At 65.2% G+C, this 21,944-nt stretch carries 16 protein-coding genes; 11 read left to right on the top strand and 5 right to left on the bottom strand.

Annotated elements, in window-relative coordinates:
* Window positions 1–31: 31 nt before the first annotated feature.
* Both arfB and O6Y00_RS06850 read right to left on the bottom strand, forming a co-directional pair.
* Window positions 32–457 carry an alternative ribosome rescue aminoacyl-tRNA hydrolase ArfB gene (gene arfB / locus O6Y00_RS06855; RefSeq protein WP_353441867.1) on the bottom strand — a complete coding sequence of 142 codons (426 nt, stop codon included), beginning with the start codon at window positions 455–457 and terminating at the stop codon, window positions 32–34.
* Window positions 458–476: 19 nt separating this feature from the next.
* Window positions 477–1,196, bottom strand: a complete 720-nt coding sequence (locus tag O6Y00_RS06850) for an RluA family pseudouridine synthase (RefSeq protein ID WP_353441866.1) — start codon at window positions 1,194–1,196, stop codon at window positions 477–479.
* Between the two features lie 48 nt (window positions 1,197–1,244).
* Here O6Y00_RS06850 and O6Y00_RS06845 point away from each other — a divergent pair, with 48 nt between their 5' ends.
* On the top strand, window positions 1,245–1,991 hold the full coding sequence (locus O6Y00_RS06845; protein WP_353441865.1) for a M15 family metallopeptidase: 747 nt from the start codon (window positions 1,245–1,247) through the stop codon (window positions 1,989–1,991).
* Between the two features lie 222 nt (window positions 1,992–2,213).
* Here O6Y00_RS06845 and O6Y00_RS06840 read toward each other — a convergent pair whose 3' ends face one another.
* Entirely contained in the window at window positions 2,214–2,678 is a 465-nt protein-coding gene (locus tag O6Y00_RS06840) for a hemerythrin domain-containing protein (RefSeq protein ID WP_353441864.1), read from the bottom strand.
* 379 nt (window positions 2,679–3,057) lie between these two features.
* Between O6Y00_RS06840 and rpoB the strand changes: the two genes are divergently transcribed.
* Entirely contained in the window at window positions 3,058–7,212 is a 4,155-nt protein-coding gene (gene rpoB, locus O6Y00_RS06835; RefSeq protein WP_060526672.1) for a DNA-directed RNA polymerase subunit beta, read from the top strand.
* Between the two features lie 169 nt (window positions 7,213–7,381).
* On the top strand, window positions 7,382–11,668 hold the full coding sequence (gene rpoC, locus O6Y00_RS06830; protein ID WP_056051382.1) for a DNA-directed RNA polymerase subunit beta': 4,287 nt from the start codon (window positions 7,382–7,384) through the stop codon (window positions 11,666–11,668).
* A gap of 485 nt (window positions 11,669–12,153) precedes the next feature.
* Here rpoC and O6Y00_RS06825 read toward each other — a convergent pair whose 3' ends face one another.
* Complete coding sequence (locus tag O6Y00_RS06825) at window positions 12,154–12,996, bottom strand: amidohydrolase family protein (protein WP_353441863.1); 843 nt, start codon at window positions 12,994–12,996, stop codon at window positions 12,154–12,156.
* Between the two features lie 66 nt (window positions 12,997–13,062).
* The gene (locus tag O6Y00_RS06820; protein WP_353441862.1) at window positions 13,063–13,314 is read right to left on the bottom strand and encodes a glutaredoxin domain-containing protein; all 252 of its coding nucleotides are present in this window, start codon (window positions 13,312–13,314) and stop codon (window positions 13,063–13,065) included.
* Window positions 13,315–13,529: 215 nt separating this feature from the next.
* Here O6Y00_RS06820 and O6Y00_RS06815 point away from each other — a divergent pair, with 215 nt between their 5' ends.
* The 8 genes from O6Y00_RS06815 (at window position 13,530) to accD (ending at window position 21,670) form a co-directional block, all read left to right on the top strand.
* On the top strand, window positions 13,530–14,225 hold the full coding sequence (locus O6Y00_RS06815) for an endonuclease/exonuclease/phosphatase family protein (protein WP_353441861.1): 696 nt from the start codon (window positions 13,530–13,532) through the stop codon (window positions 14,223–14,225).
* Between the two features lie 40 nt (window positions 14,226–14,265).
* Window positions 14,266–16,554 carry a patatin-like protein gene (locus O6Y00_RS06810; protein WP_353441860.1) on the top strand — a complete coding sequence of 763 codons (2,289 nt, stop codon included), beginning with the start codon at window positions 14,266–14,268 and terminating at the stop codon, window positions 16,552–16,554.
* Window positions 16,555–16,658: 104 nt separating this feature from the next.
* Window positions 16,659–17,039, top strand: a complete 381-nt coding sequence (locus O6Y00_RS06805; protein WP_353441859.1) for a lipopolysaccharide assembly protein LapA domain-containing protein — start codon at window positions 16,659–16,661, stop codon at window positions 17,037–17,039.
* Window positions 17,039–17,713, top strand: coding sequence for an orotidine-5'-phosphate decarboxylase (gene pyrF / locus O6Y00_RS06800; protein ID WP_353441858.1), 675 nt, complete (start codon window positions 17,039–17,041; stop codon window positions 17,711–17,713). The genes O6Y00_RS06805 and pyrF overlap by 1 nt, the downstream gene beginning before the upstream one ends.
* A 170-nt stretch (window positions 17,714–17,883) precedes the next feature.
* The gene (locus O6Y00_RS06795; RefSeq protein WP_353441857.1) at window positions 17,884–18,516 is read left to right on the top strand and encodes a phosphoribosylanthranilate isomerase; all 633 of its coding nucleotides are present in this window, start codon (window positions 17,884–17,886) and stop codon (window positions 18,514–18,516) included.
* A gap of 112 nt (window positions 18,517–18,628) precedes the next feature.
* Window positions 18,629–19,870 (top strand): tryptophan synthase subunit beta, encoded by a 1,242-nt coding sequence (gene trpB, locus O6Y00_RS06790; RefSeq protein WP_353441856.1) that lies wholly within the window; start codon window positions 18,629–18,631, stop codon window positions 19,868–19,870.
* A 124-nt stretch (window positions 19,871–19,994) separates the two neighbouring features.
* Window positions 19,995–20,822, top strand: a complete 828-nt coding sequence (gene trpA / locus O6Y00_RS06785; protein WP_353441855.1) for a tryptophan synthase subunit alpha — start codon at window positions 19,995–19,997, stop codon at window positions 20,820–20,822.
* The gene (accD, locus tag O6Y00_RS06780; protein WP_353441853.1) at window positions 20,819–21,670 is read left to right on the top strand and encodes an acetyl-CoA carboxylase, carboxyltransferase subunit beta; all 852 of its coding nucleotides are present in this window, start codon (window positions 20,819–20,821) and stop codon (window positions 21,668–21,670) included. The genes trpA and accD overlap by 4 nt, the downstream gene beginning before the upstream one ends.
* The last annotated feature ends 274 nt before the right edge of the window (window positions 21,671–21,944 follow it).

Raw genomic sequence — 21,944 nt, 5'->3', positions numbered from 1 at the left:
GGCGCCCTAGATGGGCCGGTTGCGGACAGGATCAATCGTCGCGCACCTTGGCGCGCCCCGCCTTGACTCCGCTCCGCACCTTCTTCGTGTCGACCCGCCGCGCCTTCGCCGCCTTGGACGGCTTGGTCGCGCGTCGTGCCTTGGGGACGATCGTCGCTTCCTTGATCAACGCGACGAGGCGCTCGCGGACTTCCTGCCGGTTGAGGAGTTGCGACCGCGAACCTTCGCTGCGCAGTACCAGGACGCCGTCGCGCGTGAGGCGCGATCCGGCCAGCACGGCGATGCGGTTCTTCACTGCAAGCGGCAGGCCGGGCGAGAGGCCGACGTCGAAGCGTAGGATCACCGCGCTGTCGGTGGTGTTGACGTGCTGACCGCCGGGACCGCCCGAGCGGGTGGTGCTCTCGATCAGTTCGCTGTCGTCGATCGAGATCGATCGGGTGATCGGGATCGCGACCATAAGCCCCTGCCCTCGGCTCTCAGCCGTCGGTGGAGTCGGGCGTCGTTACCGCGTCGGCAGTCGGAGCAACGTCGGCAACCGGAACAGCCTCGTCGGCAAAACCCGCCTTGGCGAAGCGCTCGGGCAGCGGCGCTTCGGCGAGCACGTCGGGCTTGCCCGGACGCGGCACGATCAGGCGCTGTGCATGGAGCATCATGCCGAGGCCGTCCGCCTTGCCGTAGACGCCGTCACCGACTACCGGCGCGCCGAGGCCGCTGGCCGCGTGGACACGGATCTGATGCGTGCGGCCGGTCTCGGGCAGGAACTCGACCAGCGAGCGACCATCCTTGATCTCCAGCACACGCCAGTTGGTGCGCGACTTCTTGCCGTTCGGGTCCTCGACCATCCGCCAGCCGGTCTCGGCGGTGCTGACCTTGCCGAGCGCCATCTCGATCAGGCCGGACGTCCCGTCTACCACGCCGTCGAGCAACGCGACATAGCGCTTCGAGACGAGGCCCTGCTCGAACGCCTGCTGCAACCGGGCATGCGCCTTGGGGTTGCGCGACAGGAGCAGGCAGCCGCTTGTGTCGCGGTCGAGCCGGTGCACCGCCTTCGGCCAACGCTGGAAGCCGAACTTCAGGCTTTCGAGATGATTTTCGAGGCTCAGCGAGCCATCGCGGGGCGGATCGACCGGCAGCCCTGCGGGCTTGTCGATCACCAGGGCCTCGCCGTCGAGGAAGAGTACGCGTTCACCATGCATGGCGCCGCCCTTGCCATCATTAGCGCCTGCGTGCCAGAGCCCGCGTCGATGTTGCACCGCACGCTGGCCCTCGCGCTCCTCTTCGCCCCGACCGTCGCAGAGGCCCAGTTGTGCGAGGGGCAGAGCGCGGCGATCGCGCCGGACGGTCGCGCGTTCGGACATCTGCCGTATGGCGATGCACCCGAAACCGAGCTGGTGACGCTTCCGTCGGAATACTCGGTGGGCAATCCGTGCGTGGTGCGCGCCGACATCCTGCCCGACCTGCTGCGGCTGTTCGCGGCGGCGCAGGGTGATCCTTCGGTGATGGGCCAGCTCCGCGCGCTATCGTGTCAGCGGTCGATCGCCCGCCAGCGCAGCGTGTTCTGCCGCGGCGCGACGAGCAGTCCGGCCGACCGCGCGATCTCGGTCGCACCGCCGGGGTATAGCGAGCATTCGACCGGTTACGCCTTGGACTTCGCGGTGCGTCCGGCGAACGGGTGTCCCGATGCGGAGGCCTGCATGGCCGCGACGCCTGCGGCGCGCTGGCTGCGACTGAACGCGCCGCGGTTCGGGTTCGAGCAGAGCTTCCCCGGTGGGAACAAGCAGCATGTGAAGTGGGAGCCGTGGCACTGGCGCTGGGTCGGCGCGAGCGAGAGTGCGCCTGGGGCGGCGAAGGCCCGGTTCGTATTCGCGCGGGCTCGGCGGGAGTATCCGGCGGATCCGGGGGTGTTGCCGCTGGTCGTGAAGGTTACCGTGCAGCCGCCGGTGCCGGCGGCGCCGGTGGTCGTCGTGCCGTCAAAGAAGAAGAAGCGGTAGCTTGCGCAGACGCCTTGCTAGCGGTCCACATTGCCCGAGACGGCACCACCCCGGCGAAGGCCCGGGCCCAGTTGGGGAACGGTGCTGACGACGGGCAACGCTCCGTTATTGCCACCTTTCCAACTGGGCCCCGGCCTTCGCCGGGGTAGCGCAGTTGAATGGTATAGCTGGTCAATCCTTCATGCGTCCCAGCCTCGTGACCTAAGCTCGCCCCGCTCCAGCTTAGTGCAGTACCAGCCCACCCGGGCGGACCACGCCATCACGCAGCGCATGATCGTACAGCAGCTCAGTCTCCAGCTTCACTTGATGCGACAACCGATCGAGCATCGACTCCGCTTGCACCCCGAACGCGGCCCAGTCCTTCGGCGAGATCGTCGGCAGCCAGCGGCCTATGAACGCCTTCCAGTCCGAGCGCAGGATATCGAGGTCCTCTTCCATCATCGCGATCGCGTCGGCCGAGCAATGCGCCTCCATCGCCACCACGGTGCGATCGATCACTTCGTCCTCGACGCCGAGATGATCGGCTACCGTGACCGCCAGCTCGATAAGCTTGCGTGATGCTAACCCACTCTCAGAACGAGACTTTTGCGACAGCGCTACAAGTACGGCGCATTGATCCGCAATGCGTTCATGGTCATGGATCAACCGCGCCCAATTTGCCCGGTCCTGGTCCGATACTGGTCTCATGTTGCTCATTCCGCCCTCAACTGTACCGAACATACGATTGAAATCTCGCCAGGGATGCGCCTAATGCTATTGGCATTCTCTAATCTATAGTATTTTCAGCAGCGCTGATGACGGTTAACAACCCTATGCAGGCGTCGCTCGCCCTTGCTCCCGTTGACAAGACGCCGCCCCGCCCCTAAATCCGCATCTCACCACAGCATCCGGGAAATGACATGCCGTCGCGCAGCGTGTCGATCGTATTGGATACTGAGGTTTCATACGCTGGAAGCCGCCGCACCTGATGCGCGCGGCCTTTCGGCGTTAGCGTGCGTCTCGTTTGGGGGTTCCCAGGCACGAATTTACGGCTGACTTGTCAGCAATATAGGGCGAAACAAAACCTATGGCATCCAAGGCGATCGAACACGGCACTGCAAAGCGCCGTATCCGCAAGGTTTTCGGCAACATCCACGAAGTCGTGCAGATGCCGAACCTGATCGAAGTCCAGCGCGAGAGCTACGAGCAGTTCCTGCGCTCCGACAAGTCGATCGGCCACGTCTCGGGTCTCGAGAAGACGCTGCGCAGCGTGTTCCCGATCCAGGATTTCGCCGGCACCGCCTATCTCGATTTCGACGATTACGTCCTTGAGCCGCCGAAGTTCGACGTCGAGGAATGCCGCCAGCGCGGCATCACCTACGCCGCGCCGATGCGCGTCACGCTGCGTCTGACCGCGTTCGAGGTCGATCCCGATACCGAGGCCAAGTCGGTCATCGATATCAAGGAGCAGGACGTGTACATGGGCGACATGCCGCTCATGACCGAGAACGGCACGTTCTTCATCAACGGCACCGAGCGCGTCATCGTCAGCCAGATGCACCGTTCGCCGGGCGTGCTGTTCGATCACGATCGCGGCAAGACGCACGCATCGGGCAAGTACCTCTTCGCAGCACGCGTGATTCCGTATCGCGGTTCGTGGCTCGATTTCGAGTTCGACGCGAAGGACATCGTCAACGTCCGCATCGATCGCAAGCGCAAGCTGCCCGTGACGGCGCTGCTCTATGCGCTCGGCATGACGTCGGAAGAGATCCTCAACTATTTCTACAACCGCGTGACGTTCGTCCGCGGCCAGGGTGGCTGGATCGTTCCGTTCCAGGTCGAAAACTGGCGCGGCCAGAAGCCGATGTTCGACATCGTCGATGCGAAGACCGGCGAAGTCGTGTTCCCGAACGGCCAGAAGATCAGCCCCCGCGCTGCCAACAAGGCGTTCAAGGACGGCCTGACCGACCTGCTGATCCCGACCGAGGAAATCTTCGGGCGCTATTCCGCCTATGATCTGATCGACGAGTCGACCGGCCGCATTTACATCGAAGCCGGTGACGAAGTTACGTCCGAGAACCTCGAACTGCTCGACCAGGCAGGCATCGAGCGTCTCGACCTGCTCGACATCGATCACGTCGCGACGGGTCCGTGGATCCGCAACACGCTCAAGGTCGACAAGGCCGAAGAGCGCGAGCAGGCGCTCAGCGACATCTACCGCGTGATGCGCCCTGGCGAGCCGCCGACGTTGGAGACCGCCGAGGCATTGTTCTCGGGTCTGTTCTTCGATCCGGATCGCTACGACCTGTCGGCCGTCGGCCGCGTGAAGCTCAACATGCGTCTCGACCTCGACGTCGAGGACACCGTGACGACGTTGCGTACCGAGGACATTCTCGAGGTCATCAAGACTCTCGTGAACCTCAAGGACGGCAAGGGCGAAATCGACGATATCGACAACCTCGGTAACCGTCGTGTCCGTTCGGTCGGCGAGCTGCTCGAGAACCAGTACCGCGTCGGCCTGCTCCGCATGGAGCGCGCCGTGAAGGAGCGCATGTCGTCGGTCGACGTCTCGACCGTCATGCCGAACGACCTGATCAACGCGAAGCCTGCGGTTGCCGCGGTCCGCGAATTCTTCGGCTCGTCGCAGCTGTCGCAGTTCATGGATCAGACCAACCCGCTGTCCGAAGTCACCCACAAGCGTCGCGTGTCGGCACTTGGACCAGGTGGTCTGACGCGTGAGCGCGCCGGCTTCGAAGTCCGCGACGTTCATCCGACGCATTATGGCCGCATCTGCCCGATCGAGACGCCGGAAGGCCCGAACATCGGCCTGATCAACTCGCTCGCCAGCTTCTCGCGGGTGAACAAGTACGGCTTCATCGAGACTCCGTACCGCAAGGTCGTCGACCACAAGGTCACCGACGACGTCGTGTACCTGTCGGCGATGGAAGAGGCCAAGCACACGATCGCGCAGGCCAACGCCGAGCTCGATTCGTCGAACGGCTTCGTCGAGGAGCTGGTGTCGTCGCGTCAGGCTGGCGAATTCCTGATGGCGCTGCCCGACAACATCACGTTGATGGACGTCAGCCCCAAGCAGCTGGTCTCGGTCGCAGCATCGCTCATTCCGTTCCTGGAAAACGATGACGCCAACCGTGCACTGATGGGCTCGAATATGCAGCGTCAGGCCGTGCCGCTCGTCCAGGCCGAGGCGCCGTTCGTCGGCACCGGCATGGAAGAGACCGTAGCACGTGACTCCGGCGCCGCGATCTCGGCAAAGCGTGCGGGCATCGTCGACCAGGTCGACGCGGCGCGTATCGTGATCCGGGCGACCGGCGAGATCGATGCCGGCAAGTCGGGCGTCGACATCTACACGCTGATGAAGTTCCAGCGCTCGAACCAGTCGACCTGCATCAACCAGCGTCCGCTGGTGAAGGTGGGCGATGCGGTTCGTGCCGGCGACGTGCTCGCCGACGGCCCGTCGACCGAGTTCGGCGAGCTGGCGCTGGGGCGCAACAGCCTCGTCGCGTTCATGCCGTGGAACGGCTACAACTACGAGGATTCGATCCTGATCTCCGAGCGGATCGTGAAGGACGACGTGTTCACGTCGATCCATATCGACGAGTTCGAGGTGATGGCTCGCGACACGAAGCTCGGGCCTGAGGACATCACGCGCGACATCCCGAACGTCGGCGAGGAAGCGCTTCGCAACCTCGACGAGGCGGGCATCGTCTACATCGGTGCAGAGGTCGAGCCGGGCGATATTCTCGCCGGCAAGATCACGCCGAAGGGTGAATCGCCGATGACGCCGGAGGAGAAGCTTCTCCGTGCGATCTTCGGCGAGAAGGCCAGCGACGTGCGCGATACGTCGCTTCGCCTGCCGCCGGGCGTGTCGGGTACGGTCGTCGACGTTCGCGTCTTCAACCGTCACGGCATCGACAAGGACGAGCGCGCGATGGCGATCGAGCGCGAGGAGATCGAGCGCCTGAAGAAGGATTCGGACGACGAGCGTTCAATCCTGAACCGTGCGACCTGGTCGCGTCTTCGCGAGATGCTGCTCGACCAGACCGCCACCTCGGCGCCGAAGGGCGTCAAGAAGGGCGTCGTGATCGACATGGATCTGCTCGACAGTGTCGACCGCCACGAGTGGTGGAAGTTCGCGGTCGCCGACGACAAGGTCCAGAGCGATCTGGAAGCGGTCAAGATTCAGTATGACGATGCAGCCAAGCTGATCACGGACAAGTTCCACGATCGTCGCGAGAAGCTGGAGCGTGGTGACGAGCTGTCGCCGGGCGTGCTGAAGATGGTCAAGGTGTTCGTCGCGGTGAAGCGCAAGCTGCAGCCGGGCGACAAGATGGCCGGCCGTCACGGCAACAAGGGCGTCATCAGCCGCATCTTGCCGGCGGAGGACATGCCGTTCCTCGCCGACGGTACGCCGGTCGATATCGTGCTCAACCCGCTGGGCGTGCCGTCGCGCATGAACGTCGGTCAGATCTTCGAGACTCATCTGGGCTGGGCCGCACGTGGCCTGGGTCAGTCGATCACCGCGGCTCTGGAGACGTGGCGTGAAGAGAATCCGGACGCCAAGCCGGGTGCGATGCCGGAGGCGGTCCGCGATCGCCTCAAGACGGTGTACGGCGAGCAGTATCACGCCGAGATCGACGCCCGTACGGGTGACGAGATCGTCGAGCTGGCCAAGAACCTGAAGGGCGGCGTGCCGATGGCGACGCCGGTGTTCGATGGTGCCCGCGAAGCCGACGTCTCGGCGATGCTGGCGCTGGCGGGCCTCGACACGTCGGGTCAGTCGGACCTGTTCGACGGCCGCACCGGCGATCAGTTCGATCGCAAGGTGACGGTGGGCTACATCTACATGCTGAAGCTCCACCATCTGGTCGACGACAAGATCCACGCACGGTCGATCGGGCCGTACTCGCTGGTCACGCAGCAGCCGCTGGGTGGTAAGGCGCAGTTCGGTGGGCAGCGCTTCGGCGAGATGGAGGTCTGGGCACTCCAGGCCTACGGCGCGGCGTATACCTTGCAGGAAATGCTGACGGTGAAGTCGGACGACGTGGTCGGACGCACCAAGGTCTACGAGGCGATCGTCAAGGGCGACGACACGTTCGAGGCCGGCATCCCGGAGAGCTTCAACGTGCTCGTCAAGGAAATGCGCTCGCTCGGCCTGAATGTGGACCTGAAGCAGTCGGAGCCCGGCTTCGACAGCGACGGCATCCAGATCGCGGCGGAGTAGTTCCTTTGCCCTCCCCTCCCGCTCGCGGGAGGGGACCGAGGGGTGGGCTCCCGGCCGGCAGCGAAGCGCGACGTCGATGCCGGGCGCCCACCCCCTCCCAGCCTGAAGAGGCTGGGCCCCTCCCCCTCCCGCAAGCGGTAGGGGGGAAGATTTTTCCTAAGGACAGCTCATGAACGAGATGACCCCCTTCGCCAATCCGGTCGCCAAGACCGAGACGTTCGACCAGATCCAGATCGGCATCGCGTCCCCGGACAAGATCCGTTCGTGGTCGTTCGGCGAGATCAAGAAGCCCGAGACCATCAACTACCGCACGTTCAAGCCCGAGCGTGACGGTCTGTTCTGCGCGCGCATCTTCGGTCCGATCAAGGATTACGAGTGCCTGTGCGGCAAGTACAAGCGCATGAAGTACAAGGGCATCGTCTGCGAGAAGTGCGGCGTCGAGGTTACCGTCTCGAAGGTCCGCCGCGAGCGGATGGGCCATATCGAGCTCGCCGCTCCGGTCGCGCACATCTGGTTCCTGAAGTCGCTGCCGTCGCGCATCGGCCTGCTGCTCGACATGCAGCTGAAGCAGCTCGAGCGCGTGCTGTACTTCGAGGCGTACATCGTGATCGAGCCGGGCCTGACCCCGCTCGAGAAGTACCAGCTGATGACCGAGGACGAGCTCCTCGACGCGCAGGACCAGTATGGCGAGGACGCGTTCTCGGCCGGTATCGGTGCCGAAGCGGTCCGCATCATGCTCGAGTCGCTCGATCTCGTCGGTGAGCGTACCGCGCTGCTCGAAGAGCTCGCGGTCACCAAGTCCGAGCTGAAGCCCAAGAAGATCATCAAGCGCCTGAAGGTCGTCGAGAGCTTCATCGACTCTGGCAACCGCCCCGAGTGGATGATCCTCGAGGTCGTTCCGGTCATCCCGCCCGAGCTGCGCCCGCTGGTGCCGCTGGACGGTGGTCGTTTCGCGACGTCGGATCTGAACGATCTGTACCGCCGCGTGATCAACCGCAACAACCGCCTGAAGCGCCTGATGGAGCTTCGTGCGCCGGACATCATCGTCCGCAACGAGAAGCGCATGCTCCAGGAGGCCGTCGACGCACTGTTCGACAACGGCCGCCGCGGTCGCACGATCACGGGTGCCAACAAGCGTCCGCTGAAGTCGCTGTCCGACATGCTCAAGGGCAAGCAGGGCCGCTTCCGCCAGAATCTGCTCGGCAAGCGCGTCGATTATTCGGGTCGTTCGGTCATCGTGACCGGTCCTGAGCTGAAGCTGCACCAGTGCGGCCTGCCGAAGAAGATGGCGCTCGAGCTGTTCAAGCCGTTCATCTACGCGCGTCTCGATGCGAAGGGTCTGTCGATGACCCTGAAGCAGGCGAAGAAGTGGGTCGAGAAGGAGCGCAAGGAAGTCTGGGACATTCTGGACGAGGTGATCCGCGAGCATCCGGTCATGCTGAACCGTGCGCCGACGCTTCACCGTCTCGGCATCCAGGCGTTCGAGCCGGTATTGATCGAGGGCAAGGCGATCCAGCTTCACCCGCTGGTCTGCTCCGCGTTCAACGCCGATTTTGACGGCGATCAGATGGCCGTGCACGTTCCGCTGAGCCTCGAGGCCCAGCTCGAAGCGCGCGTCCTGATGATGTCGACGAACAACATCCTGTCGCCAGCCAACGGCAAGCCGATCATCGTTCCGTCGCAGGACATGGTCCTCGGTCTCTATTATCTGTCGATGATGAAGGAGAACGAGCCGGGCCAAGGGATGCTGCTCGGTGACATGGCCGAAGTGCACCAGGCGCTGAACGCTCAGGCGGTCACGCTGCACACCAAGGTCATCAGCCGCGTTCCGCAGACCGACGAGAAGGGCAAGCAGTACCTCAAGCGGTACGAGACGACCCCGGGCCGCATGCTGCTCGGCGAGTGCCTGCCGCACAGCCACAAGGTGCCGTTCGACACCGTCAACCGCCTCCTCACCAAGAAGGACGTGGGCGACGTGATCGACGAGGTCTATCGTCACACCGGCCAGAAGGAGACCGTGCTGTTCGCCGACGCGATCATGTCGCTCGGCTTCCGCCACGCGTTCCGCGCCGGCATCTCGTTCGGCAAGGACGACATGATCATTCCGGACGCCAAGGTTGGTCTGGTCGACGACACCAAGGCGCTCGTGAAGGACTTCGAGCAGCAGTATCAGGACGGCCTGATCACGCAGCAGGAGAAGTACAACAAGGTGATCGACGCCTGGAGCCGTTGCGGCGACCAGGTCGCCAACGCCATGATGGACGAGATCCGTGCGGTGAAGGTCGACGAGGAGACCGGCCGTGAAAAGCCGATCAACTCGATCTACATGATGGCCCATTCGGGTGCTCGTGGTTCGCAGGCGCAGATCAAGCAGCTTGCCGGTATGCGCGGCCTGATGGCCAAGCCGTCGGGCGAGATCATCGAGACGCCGATCATCTCGAACTTCAAGGAAGGCCTCACCGTGCTTGAGTACTTCAACTCGACCCACGGCGCTCGTAAGGGCCTCGCGGATACGGCGTTGAAGACCGCGAACTCGGGCTATCTCACGCGTCGTCTGGTCGACGTGTCGCAGGACTGCGTCATCATCGAACCGGATTGCGGCACGACCCGCGCGCTGGAGATGAAGGCCATTCTTCAGGGTGGTTCGACGATCGCAAGCCTTGGCGAGCGCATCCTCGGTCGTACGACCGCGGAGGACATCGTCGATCCGAAAACCGGCAAGGTCGTCATCCCGTCGGGCACGCTGCTCGACGAGCCGATGATCACGACGATCGAAGGCCTCGGCACGCAGTCGTGCAAGATCCGCAGCCCGCTGGTCTGCGAGTCGAAGATCGGCGTGTGCGGCAAGTGCTACGGGCGCGATCTCGCCCGCGGTACGCCGGTCAACATCGGTGAAGCTGTCGGCGTCATCGCCGCGCAGTCGATCGGTGAGCCGGGCACGCAGCTGACGATGCGTACGTTCCACATCGGTGGTGCGGCGCAGCTCAACGAAACGTCGAACCTCGAGGCGCATGCCGACGGTACGGTGCAGTTCCGCGATCTGCGTATCATCGTCGACCAGCGTGGCCGTCGCGTGGTGCTCAGCCGCTCGGGCGAAATCGCGATCGTCGACATGGACGGCCGCGAGCTCTCGGTCGATCGCATCCCCTACGGTGCGTACGTGCTGTTCGACGATGGTCACATCGTGTCGCGCGGCGACCGGATGGCCGAGTGGGATCCGTTCACCATGCCCGTGATCACGGAGAACCCGGGCACGATCAAGTATGTCGACCTGATCGAGGGCAAGACGCTCACCGAGCAGACCGATGAAGCCACGGGCATCGCCCAGCGCGTCGTGATCGAATATCGTGCGGCGACCAAGTCGAAGGAGGATTTGCGCCCGCGCATGACCCTGCTCGACGAGACGTCGGGCGAGACCGGTCGGTACATGCTGGCGATCGGCGCTACGTTGTCGGTCGAGGATGGCGCACAGGTGTTCGGCGGCGACGTCGTGGCCCGCGTCAGCCGCGAAAGCGCCAAGACGCGCGACATCACCGGTGGTCTGCCGCGTGTTGCCGAGCTGTTCGAGGCACGTATCCCCAAGGACTCGGCGATCATCGCCAAGATCTCGGGCCGCGTCGTGTTCGGCAAGGACTACAAGGCGAAGCGCAAGATCGGCATCCAGCCCGAGGATGGCGGCGACGTCGTCGAGTATCTGGTGCCGAAGTCGAAGGTGATCGACGTCCAGGAAGGCGATTACGTCAAGCGCGGCGATAACCTGATCGGCGGCTCGCCCGATCCGCACGACATCCTCGAGACGATGGGCATCGAACCCCTCGCCGAGTATCTCGTGTCGGAAATCCAGGAGGTCTATCGTCTCCAGGGCGTGAAGATCAACGACAAGCACATCGAGACGATCGTTCGTCAGATGCTGCAGAAGGTCGAGATCACCGACGGCGGCGACACCACGCTGCTGAAGGGCGAGCAGGTCGATCGCGAGGAAATGGACGCGACCAACGAGAAGCTCGAGAAGAAGCAGACTCGCGCACAGGGCAAGCCCATCCTGCTCGGCATCACCAAGGCGTCGCTGCAAACCCGCAGCTTCATCTCGGCGGCATCGTTCCAGGAGACCACCCGCGTCCTCACCGAGGCAGCGGTTCAGGGTAAGCAGGACATGCTGATGGGCCTGAAGGAGAACGTGATCGTCGGCCGGCTCATCCCGGCAGGCACCGGTGCAGGCCTCAACCGCCTGCGTGTCGTGGCCAACAGCCGCGACGCCGCGATGCGCGTCCAGCAGCGCAAGATGGCGGAGGTGTCGATCGTGGCACCGATGTCGGCTGCCGACGAGCATGCTGCCGAACTCGCGCGCTCGCCGCGTGATGCAGGCGGCACGGGTGAGGATCCGCTCGCAGCGGTCGTCACCTCGGGCACCGGCACCGACGCGGATGCCGGCGAGTATCTGAACGAAGCCGAGTAATCGGTTTTGTTAGACGCCTCGGCGCTGACTAAGAAAAAGGCCGCCGTCCGGGATACCGGGCGGCGGCTTTTTTCGATCGGGCTGGGATTTACATTGGGGAAACCGGGCAGTCACGGTCCGCGTACCAGTCAGGCCCTCGACGGGCGGGAAAGCCGAGTCGGCTGCCTTCGAGGGCAAGCGCCATCCGGCCACGCACTGACGACAATGGCGCAAGAATATTGTTTTGCGAGCGCGCTGATTTTGGCATCGTGACCATGCATCTTTTGCGTGCCGGGTTCGTACTTGTCTTACATATCGGGAGAATATTCTTGGACGATCAAACTGCGCTGTTGACAGCTATCCGCGATCTACTCACTCGTATCGAGGATACCCTCAAACGCATCGAAGACAAGGTTAAGTAACTTGATACAAAGCGTTTTATCGGACCCGAATGACGTTACTTCGGGTCCGGAATGCTCTGCTCCGACGCGTGTCCTCCTTACGGCCTAGAGCCGATAGGCCGTCGCGGCAGTATCGCCAAAAATCGCATTCCGCGCATCCGGACACGTCCTTGCGACGAAATCTTCGATCAGGTCGTGGACGCGCCGATACTCCGCCGCGACGCGGCATACCGGCCAGTCGGAACCGAACATCAGTCGATCGGGCCCGAAGCACTCGAGCAGATGATCCAGATAGCGTGCGATATCATCCGCTGTCCAGGTCGCGGGGTCGGCCTCGGTGACCAAGCCCGATAGCTTGCAGTACAGCGACGGCACGCGCGCCATGTCGGCGATCGCGTCGGCCCAGGGTTGCCAACCGCGTATTGCGATCTCCGGCTTCGCGCCATGATCGAGGATCAGCGCCCCTCCGGTCGATGGTCCATCTGCCACCTGATCGGCGAACCGGCGAACATATGCAGCCTGTCGCGGTTTGATCAGCAGGTCATAGCGGAACCCCCGGGCGAGAGCCGCGCGTACGCCCCGTACGAAGCTTGGCGTCAGCAGAAAATCGTCGCCAGGTTCGTCCTGCACCCCGTACCGAAAGCCCACCAGTCCCGGCGTGCCACGCCACATATCAAGCCGCTCCTCCACGTCATCCGCGCAGAGGTCGGTCCAGCCGACGACCCCAAGAATCCGCGGATGCGCCACCGCCAGGTCAAGCAGCCACTCCGTTTCAGCCTCGGTCGCGCACGCCTGCACGGCGATGCACCCGTCGATCCCGGCGTCGTCCAGCGCGGGCATGAGATCGACGGGCCCGTAATCACGGGCGAGCACGCTCTCTGGATCGATCCAGCCATGCACGGCCGTCGTGTAGGTCCAGAAATGTTGATGCGCGTCGATACGGGTCATGGATTCGGCGTGGATAGTCGTACGCGACACGTCAACCGCCAGCCGCGCACGCCATCGCGCTTGCCCCTACCCCTGCGTCGCCAAAAAGCGGCCTAAATCGTCGCTGCCGCCGATCCGCTCGCCGTCGATGAAGACCTGGGGTGTTGTGGCGACGCCTTGTTCGGCCTTGAAAGCGTCGACCTCCTCGCGAGACCGCAGGATATGGTCCTCGACCGAAAAGCCGGCATCCTCGAGCATCGCCTTGGCCCGGACACCGAACGGACAAACATGGTCAGGCAAAATCATCCGATACAATGTCGCGCTTTTCGTGTCGTTCATAGCGATTGTCCTGCTGCTGTCGGGCGATTGACGGCGGTTCGGGGCCGAGATCGGGCATGGAGAATTTCGGCTTTGCGCCGGGCTGGCTTCAACCCGAGCGATAACGCTGCAGACGGTCCTCCGCTCCACGACGGCCCACCAACCGCTACACCTTTTTCGTATCGCCGTCGTCACGCGCAACCCGGATCGCGTCTTCGTCGTTATACACCCCATTCATGATCAAGGTCGCCAGCTACAACATCCACAAGGGCATCGGGCTCGACCGTCGCCGCAATCCCGAGCGCGTGGTGGAGGTGCTGCGCGAGATCGATGCGGATGTCATCGCCTTGCAGGAGGCTGACCGTCGGTTCGGCGCCAAGGCTTGCGTCCTGCCACATCACCTGCTCGACGAGCATAGCGACTGGGTGCCCGTCGAATTCGGGATGCGCGCGCTTAGCATGGGATGGCACGGCAACGTGATCCTCGTGCGCAAGTCGGCGCAGGTGCTCGACAGCGAAGCGATCCATCTGCCGTCCCTCGAGCCGCGCGGCGCGGTGATGGCGGACGTGCGTTTTGCAACCGGAACGATCCGCGTGCTCGGCATGCACCTTGATCTGTCGGGGCTTTGGCGTCGCAAGCAGGCGGCGGCGATCATGAACCACGTCGACACCTGCGTGCAACGTCATCCGACGGTCCTGATGGGTGATCTGAACGAATGGAGCGCAGGCGCGGGCTGCCTGCGCGATTTCGGTCGCGACTATGCCTTTGCCGAGACCGGTGCGAGCTTCCATTCGCGGCGCGCGGTGGCGCGGCTCGATCGGATCATGGTGTCGCGCGACCTCAAGGTCGTCGAGTGCGGCGTTCATGCGAGCCCTGCCTCGCGCAAGGCTTCCGATCATCTTCCGATCTGGGCTATGCTGGCGGACGCATGACGCCCTTCGCGAACTTCCTCCGTTCGAACCCCGTCCGCTGATGCGCGAGAAGGAGCTCCGCTTCGCGCTCGTCTGCTATGGCGGGATCAGCCTGGCCGTGTACATGCACGGCATCACCAAGGAGATCTGGCACCTCGTCTGCGCCAGCCGCGCGTTTCACGATGGCGAGCCGCCGCAGCAAGGCAGTCTTGGTGTCTATCACGCGCTGCTCGAGGAAATGCAGGCGCACGGTGCGATCCGCGTCCGCGTGCTTGCCGACATCATCGCCGGCGCAAGCGCGGGCGGGATCAACGGCATCTTCCTCGCCCAGGCGATCGCCACCGGCCAGAGCCTCGATCCGCTCACCGATCTGTGGATGAGGTCGGCCGATGTCGAGGCACTGATCGATACCGAGGCGGCGCCGAAATCGCGTTTCTCTAAGGCTTGGGCGATGCCGTTGGCGTGGATGGCCGCAGGGCGAAGCGCGGACAAGGTCGATGCGCTCGACGAACCGACCCGCGAGGAAGTGCGGACCAAGCTGTCGCATTTCATCCGCTCGCGCTGGTTCGAGCCGCCGTTCGGTGGGAAGACCTTCACCAACCTGTTGCTCGACGCATTCGATGCCATGGCGGCGAGCAAGCGCGGCCCGCGACTGCTCCCGCCCGGCCAGCCGCTCGACCTGTTCGTGACGGTCACCGATTTCACCGGCCACCCCGAACGGCTGCAGCTCAATTCGCCTGCCGAGGTAGTCGAGACCGAACACCGGCTGGTGGTCGACTTCAGCGATAACGGCGCGGTCTGCGAGACGCTGGCCCCCCCCGCCGAGCTGGCATTCGCGGCGCGCGCGACGTCGAGCTTTCCGGGCGCGTTCCCGCCCTTTACGGTCGCCGAGCTCGACGGCGTCCTGAAAACGCGGAAGATCGCGTGGCCGGGGCGCAACCCGTTCCTGTCGCGCGTGCTACCCCGCCACACCGCCGCGAACGCCGCCGAGACAGCGGTGCTCATCGACGGATCGGTGCTCGCCAATGCGCCGTTCCGGCCGGCGCTCGACGCGCTCAAGGAACGCCCCGCGCGTCGCCAGATTGATCGCCGTTTCATCTACATAGACCCCTCCCCCGGTATCAAGCTGCGGCTCAATCGCGGCGAGGGTACGCCCGGGTTCTTCCAGACGATCATCGGCGCGATCAGCGATATCCCGCGGCAGCAGCCGATCCGCGACAACCTCGAGGCGATCGCGGATCGCTCGGCCCGGATCGATCGCCTGCGGGGAATCGTGACCGCGATCCGCCCCGAGGTCGAAGCCGATGTCGAGTCGCTGTTCGGCCACACACTGTTTCTCGACCGGCCGACCGCGTCGCGGCTGGTGGCATGGCGCCGTCGCGCGCAGAAGGCCGCCGCGGCAAGCGCAGGCTATGGCTTCGTCGCCTATGGCCATCTGAAGCGGAGCGCGGTGATCGAGACGATCGCGGTGCTGCTTTACGGAGCCGGGCGTCATCACACTCCGCGCCGGCTCGCAAAGATCCGCAACGCGATCGATACGAGCGTCGTGGCGTCCGGCGCAGACCAGCTCGGCTCGGGTATCACAAACGGCGCGAGTACCGCCTCGATCGCGTTCCTGCGTACATTCGACATCGGCTTCCGCATCCGACGCCTGCGCTTGATGGCACGGCGGCTGGCGGAGGTGGAAACGCAGGCCGACGAGGCCGAACTGGCGCCGATGCGCGACGCGATCTACGGTTCGCTCTCGCCGTATCTCGATCGGCTGCGGACCGAGGCGCACGCCGGGCTGCACGATGCGGTTCGCGCGCTCAAGGGCGATGCGACGGCTCTGCTGGAGACGCTCGGTCAGACGTTCGATCTCGAACGGCTCGATGCGGAGACCGATCACCGCCTCGCCGAAGCGTTTGCCGCGTTGGCCAAGCCCGCGCGGCGCGCGCTGTTGCTCGCCTATCTAGGTTTTCCCTATTTCGATACCGCGACCCTGCCCCTGTTGCAGGGCGAGGGTCTGGACGAATTCGATCCGATCAAGGTCGACCGCATCGCCCCCGACGATGCCACCTCGATCCGGTCGGGTGGTGCGGAGGCGACGCTGAAAGGCATCCAGTTCGGCACGTTCGGTGCGTTCTTCAGCCGTGCCTACCGCGAGAACGACTATCTCTGGGGTCGACTGCACGGCGCCGAGCGGATGATCGACATCACCGTCTCGACCCTCCCGAAGACCGTGAGGATGAAGCCCGGGCGTGTCGCCGCGATCAAGCGCGCGGCGTTCCTCGCGATCCTCGACGAGGAGGAACCACGGCTCACCGCGATCCTGCCGCTGATCGCGCAGTTGCGCACCGAAATCGGCTAAGACCCCGCTTGTTCGGTAGAACACTGGCCAAACCGGCCGTGCGGCGGTAGCTTTGCGTTTCCTGCGGTGCTTTGGCATCGACGGATATTGAAGAGGGTCGCCGCATGCAGTTCCTGAAAATCCTGTTCTGGTGCCTGCTGGCGTTCGTCGCCGCGGTTTTCACCATCAGCAACTGGAACCCCGTGCAGATCCAGCTGTGGGGCGGGCTGGTCGCGGATGTTAATCTGCCGCTGCTGCTGCTGGTGACCTTCCTGATCGGGTTCGTGCCGACGCTGCTGTACAATCATGCGATCCGCTGGCGCCTGCGTCAGCGTCTCGCGACGTGCGAGCGGTCGCTGACCGAACTGCGCATGCCGCGGACCGACGTGACCCCGGTGCCGGTGGTCGATGTGCCGATCGCTCCCGCTGCCGCGCCGACGGTCCCTCTTGCCGCGGCGACCGCCCCCCTCGCTGCGCCGACCGCCGTGCCACCGGGCGTCGCCTGATGAGCAACCGGATCTACGTCGCGCTCGACACGCCCGACCTGGCGAAGGCCAAGGCGATCGCGGCGCGCGTCCGCCATCACGTCGGCGGCATCAAGCTGGGGCTGGAGTTCTTTTCCGCGCACGGCCAGTCGGGCGTGCATGCGATGGCCGAGCTCGGCCTGCCGATCTTCCTCGACCTGAAGCTTCACGACATCCCCAACACGGTCGCGAAAGCGGTGCAGGCACTCGGTGCGCTCGAACCTGCGATCCTGACGGTGCACGCAAGTGGCGGCCGGGCGATGCTCGAGGATGCCAAGGCCGCCGCGCCGATCGGGACGAAGGTGATCGCGGTGACGATGCTCACCAGTCTCGACGCGGCTGATCTTGCCGCGACCGGCGTGGTCGGCAGCGCGCACGATCAGGTCTCGCGGCTGACCCAGCTCGCCTGCGAGGCGGGGGTCGACGGCATCGTCTGCTCGGGCGCGGAAGTCGCGGCGGCGAAGAAGATCTGGCCCAAGGGATTCTTCGTCGTCCCCGGCGTGCGCCTAGCGGATGGTCATATCGGCGACCAGAAACGCGTCGTCACCCCGCGCCAGGCGATGGACGCAGGCGCTTCGATCCTGGTGATCGGCCGCCCGATCACGCAAGCCGAAGATCCCGACACCGCCGCCCGCGCCATCGGCGCGACGCTTTAAGCTCACGCCGTCATCCTGACGAAAGTCAGGATCCAGTGCCAAAGTCGACAGCGTTCGTTACTCTGGATCCTGACTTTCGTCAGGATGACGAGCGCTTGGGCGCTACGAAGTAATCTATCGCTGCTCCGTCCCGGACATCCGCTACCGTTGGCAAAGACCGAGGGAAGACCATGACCACCGCCAAGATTTGCGGCCTCTCCACCCCCGCCACGCTCGACGCCGCGATCAAGCACGGGGCGAGCCATGTCGGGTTCGTGTTCTTTCCGGCCTCGCCGCGCCACGTGACGTTCGCGAAAGCCGCCGAACTCGCCGCGCGCGTACCGGGGCACATTGCGAAGGTCGGCGTATTCGTCGATCCCGAGGATGACATGCTCGAGCAGGCGGTCGGCTCGGCTGCGCTCGACGTGCTGCAACTTCACAAGGTGACACCGCCACGCGCCGCGGCGATCCGCGCAAAATTCGGGATCGAGACCTGGGTCGCGGTCGCGGTCCGCACGCGCGGCGACCTGGAGGCGGCACACGGCTTCGCCGGAGTCGCGGACCGGATACTCTATGACGCCAAAACCCCGGACTCGGCCGCATTGCCGGGCGGAATGGGGCTCAGGTTCGACTGGGATCTGCTCGACGGGTTCAAGCATCCCCTGCCCTGGGCGCTATCGGGAGGACTTGATCCGGCAAATGTCGCGGAGGCAATCCGCCGCACCGGCGCCGAGCTCGTCGACGTGTCGTCGGGGGTCGAAAGCGAGCCCGGTATCAAGGACGACACCCGGATCGCCGCATTTCTTACGGCTACCCACACCTGAATTGTTCACCCGCGAAGGCGGGTGCCCAGACTGTATCCCCGCTTTCGCGGGGATACACATCTCGCGGATAGAAGGGCTTGGCGCACCGTACCGAGGTGCTAAAGCGCTCTGCATGAACGCTCCCACCCTCGCCCCCAACTCCTACCGCGCCCAACCTGACGAGCGCGGCCATTTCGGCGACTTCGGCGGCCGCTATGTCGCCGAGACGCTGATGCCGCTCGTCCTCGAACTCGACGAGGCGTATCGCGCCGCCAAGGCCGACCCTGCGTTCAAGGCGCAGTTCGACGATTTGCTCGAACATTATGTCGGCCGCCCGAGCCCGCTCTATTACGCCGAGCGCCTGACCGAAGCGCTCCGCGAGTCCGCCGCAGAGGGCATGGGTGCGCAAGTCTGGTTCAAGCGCGACGAGCTGAACCACACCGGCGCGCACAAGATCAACAACTGCATCGGCCAGATCCTGCTCGCGATGCGGATGGGCAAGACCCGGATCATCGCCGAGACCGGCGCGGGCCAGCACGGCGTCGCGACCGCCACGGTCTGCGCGCGCTTCGGCCTGCCGTGCGTGATCTACATGGGCGCCAAGGACGTCGAGCGTCAGGCGCCCAACGTGTTCCGCATGAAGCTGCTCGGCGCCGAAGTCCGCCCGGTGACCAGCGGCGCACACACGCTGAAGGACGCGATGAACGAGGGCATGCGCGACTGGGTCGCCAACGTCCACGACACCTTCTACATCATCGGCACCGCCGCCGGTCCGCACCCGTATCCCGAGATGGTCCGCGATTTCCAGAGCGTGATCGGCACCGAGGCGCGCGCGCAGATGCTGTCGCGGGTCGGTCGCCTGCCCGACATGCTGGTGGCCGCGATCGGCGGCGGCTCGAACGCGATCGGGCTGTTCCATCCGTTCCTCGACGATGCCGACGTGCAGATGCTCGGCGTCGAGGCGGCGGGTCGCGGGCTCGACAAGGAACATGCGGCGAGCCTCGCCGGTGGTTTCCCGGGCGTGCTCCACGGCAACAAGACGTACCTCTTGCAGGACGAGGACGGCCAGATCACCGAGGCGCATTCGATCTCGGCCGGGCTCGACTATCCCGGCATCGGCCCCGAGCATGCCTGGCTTCGCGACATCGGCCGCGTCCAGTATGACAGCGCGACCGACACCGAAGCGCTCGACGCGTTCCAGCTGCTGTGCCGGACCGAAGGCATCATCCCCGCGCTGGAGCCAAGCCACGCGATCGCGACGGTGACGAAGAAGGCGCGCGAGATGCGGCAGGACCAGATTATCCTCGCCAACCTGTGCGGCCGCGGCGACAAGGATATCTTCACGGTGGCCGAAGCGCTCGGGGTGGCGATATGACTTCGCTTCTGCTCCCCTCCCGCTCGCGGGAGGGGTCGGGGGAGGGCCTGTTCGCTCCTCAGACCTTGGACGTGCGGCTATGTCAGCCCCTCCCCCAACCCCTCCCGCAGGCGGGAGGGGAGCTGTGAGCCGCCTTGCCGCCACCTTCGCGCGCACCGCAGCCGCCGGCCGCGCCGCGCTCGTCGCATTCGTGACCGCGGGTGATCCGACCACCGAAGCCACCGGCTCGATCCTCGACGCGCTCGTCGCAGGTGGCGCGGATGCGATCGAACTCGGCATGCCGTTCACCGATCCGATGGCCGACGGCCCCGCGATCCAGGCCGCCAACATCCGGAGCCTCGCGCAAGGTACGCGCACCGCCGACATCCTCGCGACCGCGACCGCGTTCCGCGCACGCCATCCGGACGTGCCGCTCGTCCTGATGGGCTACGGCAACCCGATGCTCCGGCGCGGCGCGGACTGGTTCGCCGAGGCGGCTGCCAACGCTGGCGTCGACGGCGTGATCTGCGTCGACGTGCCGCCCGAAGAGGACGATGCGCTCGGCCCGCAGTTGCGTGCCGCCGGGATCGACCTGATCCGCCTCGCCACCCCCACCACCGACGCCGCCCGTCTGCCGACCGTGCTCGATGGCGCGAGCGGGTTCCTGTATTACGTGTCGGTCGCCGGCATCACGGGGCTCCAGCAGGCGCAGCAGTCCTCGATCGAGGATGCCGTCGCGCGCCTTAAATCCCAGACCGATATCCCGATCGCGGTCGGCTTCGGCATTCGCACCCCCGAACAGGCCGCCAACGTCGCGCGCGTCGCGGACGGCGTCGTGATCGGCTCGGCGATCGTCGAACTGGTCGCGCAGCACGGCGCCGCTGCGGCCGAGCCGGTTCGCGCCTATATCAAGTCTCTCGCCGACGCCGTCGCGTCCGCACGGAAGGTCCCCCCTATGGAGATTGGCGCATGAGCTGGCTCAACAGCGTCCGCAACGTCCTGCCCTTCGTCGCGAAGCGCGAGACGCCCGAGAATCTCTGGCACAAGTGCAAGGGCTGCGGGCAGATGGTCTTCACCAAGGAGCTCGAGGATAATCTGTATGTCTGCCCCAAATGCGATCACCACGACCGTATCGGGCCGAAGATCCGCTTCGCGCAACTGTTCGACGAGGGCAGCTGCAGCGAACTGCCTGCGCCAAAAGTACCCGAGGATCCGCTCAAGTTCCGCGACCAGAAGCGCTATACCGATCGCCTGAAGGCCGCGCGCACCGACAACAGCGAGCAGGACGCCCTGATCAACGCACGCGGCGCGATCGACGGGCACCGGGTCGTCGTCGGCGTTCAGGACTTCGGCTTCATGGGTGGCTCGATGGGCCTGGCGGTCGGCGAAGCCTTCGTCCGCGGCGTCGAGGCGGCAATCGAGGACCGGGTTCCCTACGTCATCTTCACCGCGAGCGGTGGCGCGCGCATGCAGGAGGGCATCCTCAGCCTGATGCAGATGCCGCGCAGTACGGTCGCGATCCAGATGCTGCACGATGCCGGCCTGCCGTATATCGTCGTGCTCACCGACCCGACCTCGGGCGGCGTGATGGCCGCGTACGCCATGCTCGGTGACGTCCAGATCGCCGAGCCCAAGGCGACGCTCGCCTTCACCGGCCGCCGCGTGATCGAGAGCACGATCCGCGAGAAGCTCCCCGAGGATTTCCAGACGTCGGAATATTATCTCGAGCACGGGATGATCGACATGGTCGTCCACCGGAAGGACCTGCGCGAACAGCTCGGCACGGTCATCGGGTATCTCAGCGCGCGCGAAGTTGCGTAACACTGCCCCCTCTCCCCTCCGGGGAGAGGGTCGGGGTGAGGGGCAGCCCAGCAGCGCCGCGCCCCGGTACAGGGCCCCCCCCCCCCCCCCCCCCCCCCCCCCGGGGGGGGGGGGGGGGGGGCCCCCCCCCCCCCCCCCCCCCCCCCCCCCCCCCCCCCCCCCCCCCCCCCCCCCCTTCTGCCGGCGGGGGGGGGGTGTTGTTTCCCGCCCCTCCCCCCCCCCCCCCGCCCCCCCCCCCCCACCCCCAGTTTTGCCCCCCCCCTTTTCCCCCCCC

The sequence above is a fragment of the Sphingomonas faeni genome (assembly GCF_040407565.1).
GTDB classification, from domain to species: Bacteria; Pseudomonadota; Alphaproteobacteria; order Sphingomonadales; family Sphingomonadaceae; genus Sphingomonas; species Sphingomonas faeni_F.
The sequence above is the reverse complement of the archived record's forward strand: the minus strand, read 5'-3'. Positions and strand labels throughout refer to the sequence as shown.

Coding starts and splice junctions, on each gene's coding strand:
- arfB (WP_353441867.1), bottom strand. CDS start 457: ATGGTCGCGATCCCGATCACCCGATCGATCTCGATCGACGACAGCGAA.
- O6Y00_RS06850 (WP_353441866.1), bottom strand. CDS start 1,196: ATGCATGGTGAACGCGTACTCTTCCTCGACGGCGAGGCCCTGGTGATC.
- O6Y00_RS06845 (WP_353441865.1), top strand. CDS start 1,245: ATGTTGCACCGCACGCTGGCCCTCGCGCTCCTCTTCGCCCCGACCGTC.
- O6Y00_RS06840 (WP_353441864.1), bottom strand. CDS start 2,678: ATGAGACCAGTATCGGACCAGGACCGGGCAAATTGGGCGCGGTTGATC.
- rpoB (WP_060526672.1), top strand. CDS start 3,058: ATGGCATCCAAGGCGATCGAACACGGCACTGCAAAGCGCCGTATCCGC.
- rpoC (WP_056051382.1), top strand. CDS start 7,382: ATGAACGAGATGACCCCCTTCGCCAATCCGGTCGCCAAGACCGAGACG.
- O6Y00_RS06825 (WP_353441863.1), bottom strand. CDS start 12,996: ATGACCCGTATCGACGCGCATCAACATTTCTGGACCTACACGACGGCC.
- O6Y00_RS06820 (WP_353441862.1), bottom strand. CDS start 13,314: ATGAACGACACGAAAAGCGCGACATTGTATCGGATGATTTTGCCTGAC.
- O6Y00_RS06815 (WP_353441861.1), top strand. CDS start 13,530: ATGATCAAGGTCGCCAGCTACAACATCCACAAGGGCATCGGGCTCGAC.
- O6Y00_RS06810 (WP_353441860.1), top strand. CDS start 14,266: ATGCGCGAGAAGGAGCTCCGCTTCGCGCTCGTCTGCTATGGCGGGATC.
- O6Y00_RS06805 (WP_353441859.1), top strand. CDS start 16,659: ATGCAGTTCCTGAAAATCCTGTTCTGGTGCCTGCTGGCGTTCGTCGCC.
- pyrF (WP_353441858.1), top strand. CDS start 17,039: ATGAGCAACCGGATCTACGTCGCGCTCGACACGCCCGACCTGGCGAAG.
- O6Y00_RS06795 (WP_353441857.1), top strand. CDS start 17,884: ATGACCACCGCCAAGATTTGCGGCCTCTCCACCCCCGCCACGCTCGAC.
- trpB (WP_353441856.1), top strand. CDS start 18,629: ATGAACGCTCCCACCCTCGCCCCCAACTCCTACCGCGCCCAACCTGAC.
- accD (WP_353441853.1), top strand. CDS start 20,819: ATGAGCTGGCTCAACAGCGTCCGCAACGTCCTGCCCTTCGTCGCGAAG.